Raw genomic sequence first — 14,079 nt, 5'->3', positions numbered from 1 at the left:
GTAGCAGTCCTCAACAGATTTACGGAATTAGGTCGACCACTTACCCAAGTTACGCCTTAAATTTGGCTCAATTAGGGGCGCTTTGCATTTCAAATCTTTGTGCAACAAAGCCTTAAGAAAATGCCCTTTTCAAGACCATATAAATTTAATAGGACAATAAAAATGACACTTGCAACAACTCAAATATCAATCAAAAAATGGCATCAAATGTTGGAAACCAATGACATGTCCGTCTTAAATGATTTATTAGCAGATGAGGTAGTATTTAGATCACCTGTCGCTTATAAACCGTATGAAGGGAAACAGGTTGTTTTCTTTATTTTGACCAATGTTATCCAAGTTTTTCAGGACTTTACTTATCATCGTGAGTTCTTTACTGAAGATGGTGAAAATGTAGTGCTAGAATTTAGCGCGAATGTGAGTGGTAAATCATTAAAAGGTATCGATATGATTCGCTTCAATGATCGAGGGCAAATTATTGATTTTGAGGTGATGATTCGGCCAATGAGTGGTTTGGCTGCCTTAGCAGAGCAAATGGGTCAAAGAATCGCCCAATATCAAGCTACTTAATATTAAAAATAGCCTAAGTAAGTTTAAATTAAAATGTGGTTAAAAATATCAACATTATTCCTACTGCCAGTCATAGTTACTCAAGGAGTTATTGTTAAACAACGTACACCAAAACTTCTAGAGCCAATTGGAGAACGTCAAGGAATTGTAGGTTTTGGTCGGCCATTATCATTACTTATTTTAGGTGATTCTGCTGCTGCAGGAGTTGGTGTTGAATATCAGCATCAAGCTCTTTCAGGCGTATTGATTTCACAGCTTATGAATGAATATCAACTGACATGGGCTTTGCATGCTAAAACTGGTGACAATACTAGACAAGTCATTGATGCAATTAATACTTTAGAGCCACAAGTTTATGATGTGATTGTCACTTCAATAGGGGTAAATGACGTGACTAAACTTACCTCAATTCGCTCATGGATAAAGCAACAAAAACAATTATTTACTGAATTACGGAAGAAATTTGATCCAAAATTGATTATTGTAACTGGTGTTCCACCTATGCAGCATTTTCCAGCTTTACCTCATCCACTTGCTTGGATATTTGGAAAACATGCTCAACAAATGAATAAAAAATTACAAGGCTATTTATCAACTGAACTAATATTTAAGTTTATTGAATTTGATCTTGAACATTTTCAAGAGATGAATCTACCCATGGCTATAGATGGGTTTCATCCAAGTAAAGAAATTTACGAGATCTGGGGGAAACAGGTCGCGTCGTTAGTGCGCGAATTCTTCACCTCATAATTTAAGGCTATTGTCATCTATGGGTATTTCTACTTTAAATAAAATTAAAGTTTTGGGCTTAGAGTTATTTGACCTTGTGGTTGGTGCAGAGAAACCAAAGACATATTATTCACCAAATGGAAAGATTAAAAATATCTTAGAGAAATTGCCTCAGCTAAAACAGAAGTATCGCCCAACACCTTGGTTGTCTAACAATCACATGCATCTGTTGTATTTTGATGTTATTAGAAAAAAGACGATAAAGCTTCAATATGATCGTATTGAACAACTCACTATGCAGGATGGTGGTGTTACAGGAATAGCATGGTATGGATACGACTTGCCTAAGCAAACACCGACGATTGTTATTATGCATACAATTACGGGTTCACCTGAAAGTATGCGAGAACTAGTAAAAGATTTGCATCAATACACAGGATGGAGAATCGCGCTATGTTTACGTCGTGGACACGCTGGTTTACCAATGCCTGTACCTCGCATTTCACTTTTTGGATCGACAGATGATTTGAAAGAACAACTTACGCATATTCAACATATATTTCCTGAGTCTGATTTGTATGCTGTTGGTTCTTCTGCTGGAACTGGATTATTAGTGCGTTATTTGGGTGAACAAGGTCTAGACACGCCTTTTAAAGCTGCATTTGCAATGTGTCCTGGTTATAACACCGAAATTGGATTCAAAAATGTTCATCCGTTTTACACAAAGTTAATGACGAAAAAATTGTTTAAGCATTTTATTTATCCTTACCAATCTACATGGAAACAGCTTGATTCATTAGAAAAGGTTTTAGCATCAACAACTCTTGAAGAGTTTGAAAAAGTCTATTTTGAAATGGCAGGTTTTAGAGATTATGAGAGCTATTGTAAAGCGATTAATCCGATATATGTTTTTCAAAATATAAAAATTCCATTGATGATTCTAAACTCTGAAGATGATCCTGTGTGCTCGATCAAAAACTTTCATCCATATAAATCTGCTATAGAGCAAATGGATAATATTGCTGTGATTACAACGAAAAAAGGAAGCCACTGTGGATTTTATGAAGGCTGGCAAACTTCATCTTGGTCAGCACGACTTATTTCAGATTATTTTCTTATTCAGCGTTCAAGCTAAGTAATTTAAGGAATAAAGCCCATGTGTGAATGGGCTTTTTTTATTTTAAGATACCAAAGCAGGTGTATCTTTTATTCCAAGTTTTATTTTCGTGGTTGCAACTAAATTTTTTTCATTAGTCTGGTTAGGGTGAAAGTCATATCTATAGTATTCAAAGAATTTGGGAATAAATGTTTTATATTGCTTAGCTGCAAAATTAAAGAAGTTTTGCCATGTTTTAAGATTTGATAATTGTTTATCTTGTTTCATTAAAACTATTTGGTAGATTGTTGAAAGTCCAGTAATAAGAATCAGGCTTAAAGTGAAAATTGTGACCCGAGGAAGGTAAGCATTTAATCCATTTCCATATAAATATTCATATAAATCAAAAGCTACTGCTTTATGCTCAGTTTCTTCAACACTATGCCATAACCATAAATCTCGTATAGTTTTATCCGTCATATACTCATTTACAGTTTCCATCATACTTACGACTAGTACAGCTGTGTAATGCTCTAAACCTACAGTAACAAGTAAATTCCACTTTTTACTAAATACTTTTTCAAGACCTTTGAGAACAATACCAGTAACTTTTTCCAAAGATTCAGGGTTCAGGCCATGTTGTTGAGCGCTAATATGAAAAGCATGATGTTCTTTTGAATGCATAGCCTCTTGGCCGATGAAAGCACTAATTTCTCTATCTAATGCTTCATTCAGTTTTGCATGTTCTCGTAATGCTCTTACTGATCGCACGAAATAAGATTCACCTTCTGGAAATAAGGTTGAGAGTCCGGTGAAATAATGTGTCATTGCTGGATCATTAGCACACCAGTATTTAGGTGTATTTTCGAAATTGTAATCCATGCGACGTACAGGAAATGAGGCAGGTAAACGGGTTGAGTTAGTTTTCATTATTTACTCCATTCATTGTAAGTTCTAAAATAGAACTTATGAGGTAGAAGCTAGTTCTATATTCTTTTCCTGTCAATTAATTTTGAAGAAGATAGATAATATTGTCCCTAACTGATAGACAGAGAATCGTTTCTGACATGTATTTTAGAGTAAAAGGATAAAAGAAGATAAAATTTTTTATGAATTAAATACCCAAACCATAATTTTGATTTGGGTATTCATAAGATAACTTAATTATTAAGCGCAGGTGTAGCAGCCGCAATTGCTGCTGCAACAGCATCTTCTTCAGATTGAGCTGGAGTAGCTGGCTTTTGTGGTTCCGTCTTTACTGGTTTTGGTTCAGTTTGAGTCGGTTTAGGTTGTTCTGTTGTAGAAGTTTGAGTTTGGCTGCTAGTAGTTGTTTCAGCAGGGCGAATCTCACGACGAACTTCAGTTGTTGTATTTGGAGTTTCTTCACGAATAGTTTCGGTAACAGGAGCTGTAGTTTCTTGATCATCTACGCTTTCAAGCGTTTCAAACTCACTGTTCTTAGGCTCAGTTTGTGCTTGACTCGTTTCAATTTCAGCAGTTTGTTCTTGCTGATCTTCGTTTTTAGGCTCTTCTTTTTTGACGCACGCAGTTAATAAAAGACCAGTAGCAATCGCTGCACAAAGTAAAAGTTTTTTATTCGCCATTGTTAAAACAACATATTAAAAAAGGACAGAGGGAATTATATCAGCAAATTAAAAGAATAAATCACTTACATCAGACAGCTTTGTTGATATTTTATAGTTGCTTGCACCATCCATACTAATTTTTAAAGTGATAAAACTAAAAAATCATAATCTAAACTTGAAAATGATTGCTGTCAGCCATGCAAAAAGAATTTATGTATGAAATATCCACAATTCCGATAAATTTTTATCGAAAATGCTGATAGAATAGCCAGTTGTTTATAGTTCTTTGAATTGATGCGGTTTGACTTTGCTTTATTAGGGCAGAGTACAGTAAAATTGCACAACATTGTAGGCCGATTTCGGCTCGATTGTACGAGAAACTCAATGACCCATTTTATTTTTGTCACTGGTGGTGTAGTTTCATCACTAGGTAAAGGTATTTCTGCTGCTTCTGTTGCTGCACTTTTGGAAGCCCGTGGCTTAAAAGTCACTATGGTGAAAATGGATCCATACATTAATGTCGATCCAGGTACCATGAGTCCATTCCAGCACGGTGAGGTTTTCGTCACAGAGGATGGTGCTGAAACTGACTTAGATTTGGGCTATTACGAACGTTTCTTACGTCGTGCGAAAATGACCAAATTAAACAACTTTACAAGTGGTCGTGTTTATCAAGATGTTTTGAATAAAGAACGTCGTGGTGATTACTTAGGCGGTACAGTTCAAGTAATTCCGCATATTACTGACAATATTAAAGAGCGTGTTCTTCGTGCAGGTGAAGGTTACGACGTTGCTATTGTAGAAATTGGCGGGACTGTTGGTGATATCGAATCACTTCCATTTATGGAGTCGGTTCGTCAACTTATGGTTGAGTTGGGTCATAAACGTACAATGCTCATGCATTTGACTTTGTTGCCGTATATTAAATCAGCTGCTGAGTTAAAAACAAAGCCTACTCAACACTCAGTTAAAGAATTACTTTCAATCGGTATTCAACCTGACATTTTAATCTGTCGTACTGAATATGATGTTGATGCTGATACTAAACGTAAAATTGCTCTTTTCACTAACGTAGAAGCGCGTGCAGTTGTTGTTTGTAAAGACGCGAAAACAATTTACCAAATCCCACGTAATTTTTATGAACAGAATGTTGACGATTTAATTTGTGAACGTTTTGGTTTTAATGATCTTCCTGAAGCAAATCTTGAAGATTGGGATAATGTTGTTGAAGCATTACTCAATCCAGAGTACACGGTACGTGTAGCTATGGTTGGTAAATATGTTGAATTGCCAGATGCATATAAATCTGTCAATGAAGCACTTTTACATGCTGGTATCCAAAATCGCGTAAAAGTTCAGATTGATTATGTAAATGCTGAAGATCTTGAACAACAAGATATTAGTGTTTTAAATACTGCTGATGCGATCCTTGTGCCAGGTGGTTTTGGTGAGCGCGGTACTGAAGGTAAAATGCGTGCGATCCAGTATGCACGTGAAAATAAAATACCTTTCTTGGGTATTTGTTTAGGTATGCAACTCGCTGTAATTGAATATGCTCGCAATGTAGCAGGTATTCCAGAAGCAAGCTCTACAGAGTTTAATCGTTCAACTAAATATCCATTAATTGGCTTAATTACTGAATGGTTAGACGAGCGTGGCGAATTACAACAGCGCAGTCTTGAATCAGACTTAGGCGGAACAATGCGTCTTGGTGCTCAAAAGTCAGAATTGGTTGAAGGCACGAAAACTCGCGAAGTTTATGGTAAAGCTGAAATTACTGAGCGTCATCGCCATCGTTATGAAATGAATGATCGTTTCATTCCTACGCTTGAAGAAGCTGGTATGAAAATTTCAGGTTATTCTTCTGTACAACATTTAGTTGAAACTGTAGAAATTCCTGAACATCCTTGGTTTATTGCTGTACAATTCCACCCAGAATTTACAAGTTCACCACGTGATGGACATCCATTATTTGCTGGTTTTATTGATGCTGCGAAAAAACAGCACCAACAAGGTAAATAATGCAGTTCTTTAAATAAACTGGGAAAGTTTAAATGTCACAATTAAAACCACAAGAAGTTGTACGTTTAGGCGATATACAAATGGCAAATCATTTGCCATTTGTATTATTTGGCGGAATGAACGTATTAGAATCAAAAGATTTAGCTTTCGAAATTGCTGAAACTTATATTGACATCTGCAAACGCTTAGATATTCCTTACGTGTTCAAAGCGAGCTTTGACAAAGCGAATCGTTCAAGTTTGAATTCTTTTCGCGGCCCTGGTTTAGAAAAAGGGATTGAATGGCTTGCTGACATTAAGAAACAATTTAATGTCCCTATCATTACTGATGTACATGAACCATATCAAGCAGCTCCAGTTGCAGAAGTTGCTGACATTATTCAATTACCTGCTTTTTTAAGTCGTCAAACTGATTTGGTTGAGGCGATGGCTAAGACTCAAGCTATTATCAATATTAAAAAAGCACAGTTCCTAGCTCCTCACGAAATGCGCCATATTTTGCATAAATGTCTTGAAGCTGGAAATGACAAACTAATTCTTTGTGAACGTGGCTCAGCATTCGGTTATAACAACTTAGTTGTTGATATGCTTGGTTTTGACATCATGAAAGAAATGAATGTCCCTGTGTTCTTTGATGTGACGCACTCATTGCAAACACCTGGTGGACGTGCTGATTCAGCTGGTGGCCGTCGTGCTCAAATTACGACGCTAGCACGTGCAGGCATGGCGACTGGTTTAGCTGGTTTGTTCTTAGAAGCACATCCAGAGCCTGAAGTAGCGAAATGTGATGGACCATGTGCATTACGCTTATCTCAATTAGAGCCATTCTTGGCACAGTTAAAAGAATTGGATACTTTAGTTAAAGGATTCAAAAAGTTAGATACCCATTGATGTATGAAAATACATCTTTTTATTCATTAAACAGAGGAATTGTTCATGAGCCAAATCGTTGACATCCGTGCACGCGAAATTTTGGACTCTCGTGGTAACCCAACCATCGAAGCAGACGTAATTTTAGAATCTGGGGTTGTTGGTCGTGCATGTGCACCATCTGGTGCTTCAACTGGTTCTCGTGAAGCTTTAGAACTTCGTGACGGAGATAAATCTCGTTACTTAGGTAAAGGTGTTCGTACAGCAGTTAACAATGTTAACACATTGATTCGTGACGCTTTGTTGGGTAAATCAGTTTTTGAGCAAAAAGACATTGATAATACAATGATCGCGCTTGATGGCACTGAAAACAAAGAAAAATTAGGTGCAAACGCAACTTTAGCAGTTTCTTTAGCTGCTGCGCGTGCTGCTGCTGAAGAAAAGAAACTTCCTCTTTTTCAATATATCGCAGACCTTCGTGGTCAAACTATCTTGACTATGCCTGTACCGATGATGAACATCCTCAACGGTGGTGAGCATGCAGATAACACTGTTGATATTCAAGAGTTCATGATTGAGCCAGTTGGTTTCACTTCATTTGCTGAAGCGTTACGTGCTGGTGCTGAAGTATTCCATTCTTTAAAATCAGTTTTAAAGAAACAAGGTTTAAATACTGCAGTTGGTGATGAAGGTGGTTTTGCACCTAACTTGCGCTCTAATGAAGAAGCGATCCAAGTTATTTTACAAGCAATTGAGTTAACTGGTTATAAAGCTGGTTCTGACATGATGCTTGCTTTAGACTGCGCATCTTCTGAGTTCTACAAAAACGGTCAATACGTTTTAGAAGGCGAAGGTAACCGTGCTTTCACAAGCCATCAATTTGCTGATTATTTAGCTGGTCTTGCAAATCAATATCCTATCATCTCGATCGAAGATGGTTTGGATGAATCTGATTGGGAAGGTTGGAGCTACTTAACATCAATTCTTGGTGACAAAATCCAATTGGTTGGTGACGATTTATTCGTAACAAACCCTAAGATTTTACAACGTGGTATTGATGAGAAAGTAGGTAACTCTATTCTGATCAAATATAACCAAATCGGTACTTTGACTGAAACATTAGATGCTATCTATCTAGCTAAAGCAAATGGCTATTCAACTGTTATTTCACATCGTTCTGGTGAAACAGAAGATTCGACTATTGCTGATTTGGCAGTAGGTACAGCAGCTGGTCAAATTAAGACTGGTTCTCTATGCCGTTCTGACCGCGTTGCAAAATATAACCAATTACTTCGTATTGAAGAATTGACTAAAGCAGCTTACCGCGGTAAAGCTGAATTCAAAGGTTTAAAATAATCTCTGAATTATGCTAGAAGTCTTTCGATCAACTTCGAGTAAATTGATTCTGTTGCTTGCAATCGTTCTGATTGCAAGCTTACAGTACCAATTTTGGTTAGGTGAGGGAGGATATTTCCCTCATCAAGCTTTAGCTCAACAAATCACGCAGCAAGCTGAAATCAATCAAGAGCTAAAAGAGCGTAATCGCATTTTAGCGGCTGAAGTTTTTGACTTAAAAAATGGAACTGAAGCGATTGAAGAACATGCACGTCTCGATCTAGGTTTAATCAAACCAAATGAGACCTTTGTGCAAATGAGTACGATCAGTACCCATTACAAACCGATCTATATCGATCCAAATGCAAAATTAGATGCCCCAACCAATGAAAATCCAGACTAAATTATGGGCTGTTGTACCAGCAGCAGGCTCAGGTAGTCGTTTTTCAAAATCTGAATTAAAACAATATCAATATATTGCTCAGCGTACAGTAATTGAGCATACGGTCAACAGGCTCAATACTTTGCAGTTAGCTGGATGTGTTATCGCTATAGGTGAGAGCGATAACTTTGCCCAGACATTAGCTTTTGAGCACTTAGATAGGCTTCACTTTTGTAAGGGGGGAGCTGAGCGTGTTCATTCGGTATTAAATGCTTTGATGTATTTATTAAATATTGCAGATGAAAATGATTGGGTTCTCGTACATGACGCAGCACGCCCTTGCGTTACAACAGATTGTCTCGAAAAATTGATAATTACTGCTATAGAGTCAGATCAGAGTTCCATTTTAGCTATACCTGTTCGAGATACATTAAAACAAGTAGTTGAAGACCATCAAATAGAGAAAACAGTGAGTCGTGATCTATTGTGGCAAGCTCAAACACCACAAGTGGCAAAGATAAGCATATTAAAAAATGCAATAGAGACAGCACTGAAAGATCAAATTGTAATTACTGATGAGGCAAGTGCACTTGAATATGTAAATGAACCCGTACAAGTTGTACAAGGTCGTTCAGATAATATCAAAATCACTTATCCAGATGATTTAGAACTCGCTCGTTTAATATTGCAATCACAAGCCATAAATTAATTTTTTATAAAAATAGCCTAAGCAAAATTGAAAATTTAATGATTGTAACACCAATATAAATGACAACTATTTCACTATTTGATAAATTTATTAACTAAACATTACAACGGATTAACAAATGAAAAAATTATTACTTTCAGGTTTTTTTACATTGGCATTAGTTGGTTGTGCTTCAACACCTGAACAATCTCAAAATGTAGCTCAAGAAACGATCCGTTATTCAACAAGCCCATGTTTTGGTGCATGTCCAATTTATTCAGTTGAAGTTTCACCTAATGGAATAGTCCATTTCGAGGGCAAACAATACACTAAAGTAACGGGCACACGCGATCTTCAAGTAGATCCTGCTGTGTATAAGAAATTACAAAGTGAATTAAAAACGTATCGCCCAGAAACTGGTTCTAATGTAAAAACAACAGGTTGTGTGCAAACTGCAACAGATAAACCTAGTTCTTATTTTTGGTGGAAACAAGCAGATGGTACTACAACACGTTTGAGTCATTACACTGGTTGTATTTCACCTGCAAATGATGAATTAAACAAATTAATTGATAAGTTACCTACATTAATAGGAATTGAAGAACTGGTATAAGTGTTGTCTGATGACAAGAGCATACCGCTTGTAGAAATTTCTTAGATTGTAAAAAAACTAGCTGTCGTATAACTGTATACGGCAGCTTAGATAGAAAACTATAGAGAATTAGTCTGTAAAAACCATATAAAATTAATAAATTAAAATTAGCTCAAACTTGAGAATCGCTTGATTAAAAACTTTATGTTTTAGTTAACAACCTAGCCATTATTTATGCTAATAATAGTTAAACTAGAAAAGACGATATCAAATTTTATGAGCATTATTACTTAGTTTTTTTAACTTTAGATAACATCAACTTGGCTCTAACGGTTGTTTAAATTAAAAGGACGAGGTTGTAAGGCGTAAAATTGAACAGAGCGTTGGAGTTTTTTTCCAATGGTCTAAAAATTATTTTTTGTTAAAAATTAAATGAGATAAATTATCCAATTAAATCAAATGTTTAATTTAAAGCACATAGAAAATGCTTGAAAAAAGGTACAAAAAGATTTGTATAGTTTTTGAATAATTACTTCATTAAATATACAAAATAATATATTATAAAAATATATAATGTTTTAAAGAGTAAAACAATGTCTAGCATTATTTTAGCTTTGATTGGCGGTGCTATCCTTGGAATTGCAGTAGTGGGCTATTTGTATGTAAATGGTCGTATCGCAGGGATTAGTGGCTTGCTTGCGCAGGTTTTACAACCTAAATCACTTTTGAATAATCCTGCATTTTGGTTCTTGTCTGGCTTATTCATCATTCCTTTCATTTACCAATTATTTGTTGAACCTGAGATTGTGATTAAATCCTCACCAATTGGATTAATCATTGCTGGAATCTTGGTAGGTTTTGGCACGCGATTAGGTTCGGGATGTACTAGTGGTCATGGTATCTGTGGTATGAGTCGCTTATCAGTGCGTTCGATCGTTGCAACGGTCACATTTATGCTAGCTGGAATCGTGACTGTATTCGTTATTCGCCATATTTTAGGAGTTGCGATATGAAAAATGTATTTGCGTTCATATTTGGCGGATTATTTGCACTAGGACTAATGGTCTCAGGTATGTCAAATCCTGAAAAAGTTTTAGGGTTTTTAGACATTTTTGGTGAGTGGGATATTAGCCTAATGTTTGTGATGATTGGGGCTATTGCGATTGCCATCATTCCATTCCAAAAAGCGATCCGAAATCCAAAAACATTATTCGGTGAAGTAATTTCATTACCCACTAATAAACAGATCGATAAAAAATTGATCGTTGGTTCGATGCTGTTCGGTATAGGTTGGGGGATAGCTGGTGTATGTCCTGCACCTGCAATTACTCTGATTGGGTTAGGCTATGCTGAAGCATGGTATTTTATCGGAGCAATGTTCCTCGGTATCTTTATTCATCGCATATGGGCAGAACGATAAGTAGGAGAGATTAGATGCAACATCCTCAAGTCAAAGCATTTTTTGATGAAAATACAAATACATTTAGTTATGTGGTGACTGACCCAGAAACTAAAGTATGTGCCGTAATTGACAGTGTTCTAGATTATGATGCTGCATCTGCTTCTACATCAACTCATAGTGCAGATCAAATTATTGATTTCGTAAAGACTCATCAGTTAAAGGTTGAGTGGATACTAGAAACACATGTCCACGCAGATCATTTAACCGCATCTCAGTATCTCAAAGAACATTTGGGTGGAAAGATTGCGATGAGTGAAAAGATCGGTATTGTGCAAGAGACCTTTAGCTCAATATACAATCTTGATGTGAAGATGTTTAATTCACACCAAACTTTTGATTATCTCTTTAAAGATGATGAGCATTTTAAGATTGGTCATCTAGATGCTTACAATATTCCAACGCCTGGACACACGCCAGCGTGCTTGAGTTATGTCATTGGTGATTCTGTCTTTGTTGGTGATACTTTATTCATGCCAGATTATGGTACGGCGAGATGTGATTTTCCTAAAGGAAGTGCGGATATACTTTTTGATTCTGTTCAAAAGTTATATGAACTACCTGACGATACACGTGTTTATCTATGCCATGATTATAAGCCCGAAGGTAGAAATGAGTATTTCTATGAGACAACAATTGCTGCACAGAAACAAAGTAATATTCATTTGAAATCTGATACCGATCGACAAGATTTTGTAAAGATGCGTCAGGCACGTGATGCGACTTTGGCGATGCCAAAGTTGATTCTGCCATCTATACAAATCAATATGGATGCAGGTCGTTTTCCAGAACCAGAAAGTAATGGTGTGCGGTATTTAAAGTTACCATTCAATTTTTTTAAACGCTGATTAAAAAACTGATAAAAAAGGAAGATACACGTTATCTTCTTTTTTTATTTTCTATTAGAAATGTGAAAGCTATTTTGATACAGAATAATTGATTAAACTATTTTAAATTTTTAATGTTGTTAGATTTTAATGACTGTTTTAGAAATTGAAACACATCCACTGAAGCCATTCTTACCATATAATGCTAAGTTGCTAATGTTGGGAAGCTTTCCTCCTCCTCAAAACAGATGGAGGATGAATTTTTACTATCCAAACTATCAAAATGATATGTGGAGAATATTCGGATTGATATTTTTCAAAGATAAAAACTATTTTCTTGATTTATCAAACAAAAACTTTAAAGAACAAAAAATTCGTGAATTTTTGATAGAAATTGGTGTAGGAATATTCGATACCGCATTTCAAATTAAAAGATTACAAGGTAATGCATCTGATAAATTTCTAGAAATAGTCACGCCTACAGATTTGTCAGAATTACTCATCCAAATTCCTGCATGTCACACCATTATGACTACCGGTGATAAAGCGACGGATACACTGATGCAGCATTTTCCTGAAAACCCTTTTAAACTGATGATTGGACAATCTGTGCAAGTAAACTATATGGAGCGAGAGTTAAGTTTATATCGTTTACCTTCATCGTCACGTGCTTATCCTTTAGCTCTAGATAAGAAGACAGAAGCATACAAGCTATTTTTTGAAGAAATTGGCTTGGTTTAGTTAAATACAGAGAATCATAATGAAAGATGTTGAAAGTCTAATTGATCTGCGAAACTACGCTGATGCATTTGAATGGCAAGAAACAGCGAATGTTAAGCGTCCGTGGAGAAAGGATTTCTTTGATTATTATGCCAATCTGATTAAGACGCATGCTTCTGATCAAGGTTATATTCTGGAGTTGGGAGCAGGGCCAGGATTTTTAGCGCAACATTTATTGTCGCAATTGCCCAATATTCAATATACCGCTTTCGATTTTTCTGAGGCTATGCATCAGCTTGCTCAACAGAAGTTAACTCCCTCTGAACGAGCAAGAGCGAATTATCTCATTGGAAACTTTAAAGAGCCTGAGTGGCAAAATGCTGTAAATCAAAAATATGACTTTATTATCATTCATCAGGCATTGCATGAGCTTCGACATAAAAAATATGCTGCCGATTTTCATAAAAAAGTAACAACCTTATTAGAACCTCAAGGTTGTTACTTGGTTTGTGATCATCTATATGCACCTCATGCCATGCAAAATGACCAGCTTTATATGAACAAACAGGAGCATATCGATGCTTTAAAAGCGGCAGCTTTTGAAAATATCAAGATGCCTTTAGAGATTGAGGGGCTGTGCCTGTTTGAAATGCGTTTAGATTAGATTTTCCATCATTCTTGGGTATTTGATCCATCTAAAATCATTGATCTTGATGTCACGGACATGAGTAAATTCAGACCAGATCAGTTGACTGCCTTTTGTCCATTGCAGTGGTTTCACTCGTTGTTCCACTGCAAGTTTCTCTGGTTCAGTTGCTGGACGTAAATCTCCAATTTCCACATATAAACGAACGCCAGGATAATCACTAAAATTTCCCTGAATCAGTGAAATTAGCCAGAACAGCTTTCCGCTATTAACAGACTGAATACAGGCTTTGGAATTTTGGCTAAGATTTTCACCCAATCTTTCTGTAAATGTATCAAAGAAATAAGCGGTTTGATTGTCATTTAAAAAGACAGTGCCGATAGGGGTAATATTGGGTTGCCCATACTGATCGACTGTTGCAATTGAAGCATGTATTGATGCTTTTTGAACCGTACCGGGTTTGTCGGAGACCACTTTTCTTGAGAGAATGTCCCGATGAAAAAAGTAAAATACACCCCTGAAATCAGAGATAGAGCGGTTCAATTATTGATTGAATCT

The 14,079-nt window shown here is 36.2% G+C and carries 17 protein-coding genes; 14 read left to right on the top strand and 3 right to left on the bottom strand.

What is annotated here, in order from left to right:
* The first annotated feature begins 162 nt into the window (after window positions 1-162).
* The 3 genes from ACSC97_RS15595 to ACSC97_RS15585 are packed head-to-tail and all read left to right on the top strand — an operon-like array spanning window position 163 to window position 2,434.
* On the top strand, window positions 163-570 hold the full coding sequence (locus tag ACSC97_RS15595) for a nuclear transport factor 2 family protein (protein ID WP_201897647.1): 408 nt from the start codon (window positions 163-165) through the stop codon (window positions 568-570).
* 33 nt (window positions 571-603) lie between these two features.
* The gene (locus ACSC97_RS15590; RefSeq protein ID WP_436661844.1) at window positions 604-1,320 is read left to right on the top strand and encodes an SGNH/GDSL hydrolase family protein; all 717 of its coding nucleotides are present in this window, start codon (window positions 604-606) and stop codon (window positions 1,318-1,320) included.
* Between the two features lie 19 nt (window positions 1,321-1,339).
* The gene (locus ACSC97_RS15585; RefSeq protein ID WP_004954220.1) at window positions 1,340-2,434 is read left to right on the top strand and encodes a YheT family hydrolase; all 1,095 of its coding nucleotides are present in this window, start codon (window positions 1,340-1,342) and stop codon (window positions 2,432-2,434) included.
* A gap of 45 nt (window positions 2,435-2,479) precedes the next feature.
* On the opposite strand, the gene ACSC97_RS15580 is transcribed toward ACSC97_RS15585, so the two are convergent.
* Together ACSC97_RS15580 and ACSC97_RS15575 are read right to left on the bottom strand one after the other, a co-directional pair.
* The gene (locus ACSC97_RS15580; protein ID WP_436661841.1) at window positions 2,480-3,325 is read right to left on the bottom strand and encodes a metal-dependent hydrolase; all 846 of its coding nucleotides are present in this window, start codon (window positions 3,323-3,325) and stop codon (window positions 2,480-2,482) included.
* Between the two features lie 230 nt (window positions 3,326-3,555).
* The gene (locus tag ACSC97_RS15575; RefSeq protein ID WP_436661839.1) at window positions 3,556-3,999 is read right to left on the bottom strand and encodes an internalin; all 444 of its coding nucleotides are present in this window, start codon (window positions 3,997-3,999) and stop codon (window positions 3,556-3,558) included.
* A 366-nt stretch (window positions 4,000-4,365) separates the two neighbouring features.
* Between ACSC97_RS15575 and ACSC97_RS15570 the strand changes: the two genes are divergently transcribed.
* From ACSC97_RS15570 to ACSC97_RS15520, 11 genes are all read left to right on the top strand, one after another.
* A complete protein-coding gene (locus tag ACSC97_RS15570; RefSeq protein ID WP_004911289.1) occupies window positions 4,366-6,003 on the top strand; it encodes a CTP synthase in 1,638 nt (545 codons plus the stop codon).
* A gap of 32 nt (window positions 6,004-6,035) precedes the next feature.
* Window positions 6,036-6,893 (top strand): 3-deoxy-8-phosphooctulonate synthase, encoded by an 858-nt coding sequence (kdsA, locus tag ACSC97_RS15565; protein ID WP_004954227.1) that lies wholly within the window; start codon window positions 6,036-6,038, stop codon window positions 6,891-6,893.
* Window positions 6,894-6,938: 45 nt separating this feature from the next.
* A complete protein-coding gene (eno, locus tag ACSC97_RS15560; protein ID WP_004911285.1) occupies window positions 6,939-8,228 on the top strand; it encodes a phosphopyruvate hydratase in 1,290 nt (429 codons plus the stop codon).
* A 10-nt stretch (window positions 8,229-8,238) separates the two neighbouring features.
* The gene (gene ftsB, locus ACSC97_RS15555) at window positions 8,239-8,610 is read left to right on the top strand and encodes a cell division protein FtsB (protein ID WP_436661836.1); all 372 of its coding nucleotides are present in this window, start codon (window positions 8,239-8,241) and stop codon (window positions 8,608-8,610) included.
* On the top strand, window positions 8,594-9,298 hold the full coding sequence (ispD, locus tag ACSC97_RS15550; protein ID WP_125318648.1) for a 2-C-methyl-D-erythritol 4-phosphate cytidylyltransferase: 705 nt from the start codon (window positions 8,594-8,596) through the stop codon (window positions 9,296-9,298). The genes ftsB and ispD overlap by 17 nt, the downstream gene beginning before the upstream one ends.
* Window positions 9,299-9,416: 118 nt before the next feature.
* Window positions 9,417-9,890, top strand: coding sequence for a DUF6438 domain-containing protein (locus ACSC97_RS15545; protein WP_004954235.1), 474 nt, complete (start codon window positions 9,417-9,419; stop codon window positions 9,888-9,890).
* A gap of 572 nt (window positions 9,891-10,462) precedes the next feature.
* The gene (locus ACSC97_RS15540; RefSeq protein ID WP_004954238.1) at window positions 10,463-10,882 is read left to right on the top strand and encodes a YeeE/YedE family protein; all 420 of its coding nucleotides are present in this window, start codon (window positions 10,463-10,465) and stop codon (window positions 10,880-10,882) included.
* Window positions 10,879-11,289: a DUF6691 family protein gene (locus ACSC97_RS15535; protein ID WP_004911272.1), complete on the top strand. Its 411-nt coding sequence runs from the start codon at window positions 10,879-10,881 to the stop codon at window positions 11,287-11,289. Before ACSC97_RS15540 ends, ACSC97_RS15535 begins: the two co-directional genes overlap by 4 nt.
* A 14-nt stretch (window positions 11,290-11,303) precedes the next feature.
* A complete protein-coding gene (locus ACSC97_RS15530) occupies window positions 11,304-12,176 on the top strand; it encodes an MBL fold metallo-hydrolase (RefSeq protein WP_194597722.1) in 873 nt (290 codons plus the stop codon).
* A 129-nt stretch (window positions 12,177-12,305) separates the two neighbouring features.
* A complete protein-coding gene (locus ACSC97_RS15525) occupies window positions 12,306-12,896 on the top strand; it encodes a uracil-DNA glycosylase family protein (RefSeq protein WP_436661832.1) in 591 nt (196 codons plus the stop codon).
* Between the two features lie 19 nt (window positions 12,897-12,915).
* Window positions 12,916-13,539, top strand: a complete 624-nt coding sequence (locus ACSC97_RS15520) for a class I SAM-dependent methyltransferase (RefSeq protein ID WP_194597721.1) — start codon at window positions 12,916-12,918, stop codon at window positions 13,537-13,539.
* Here the strand turns inward: ACSC97_RS15520 and ACSC97_RS15515 are convergent.
* The gene (locus tag ACSC97_RS15515; RefSeq protein ID WP_436661830.1) at window positions 13,531-13,995 is read right to left on the bottom strand and encodes a pyridoxamine 5'-phosphate oxidase family protein; all 465 of its coding nucleotides are present in this window, start codon (window positions 13,993-13,995) and stop codon (window positions 13,531-13,533) included. The genes ACSC97_RS15520 and ACSC97_RS15515 overlap by 9 nt on opposite strands.
* Window positions 13,996-14,079: the final 84 nt, after the last annotated feature.

It is taken from the genome of Acinetobacter sp. P1(2025), from assembly GCF_051390655.1.
GTDB classification, from domain to species: domain Bacteria; phylum Pseudomonadota; class Gammaproteobacteria; order Pseudomonadales; family Moraxellaceae; genus Acinetobacter; species Acinetobacter junii.
This window is presented reverse-complemented; position numbering and strand designations above follow the sequence as displayed.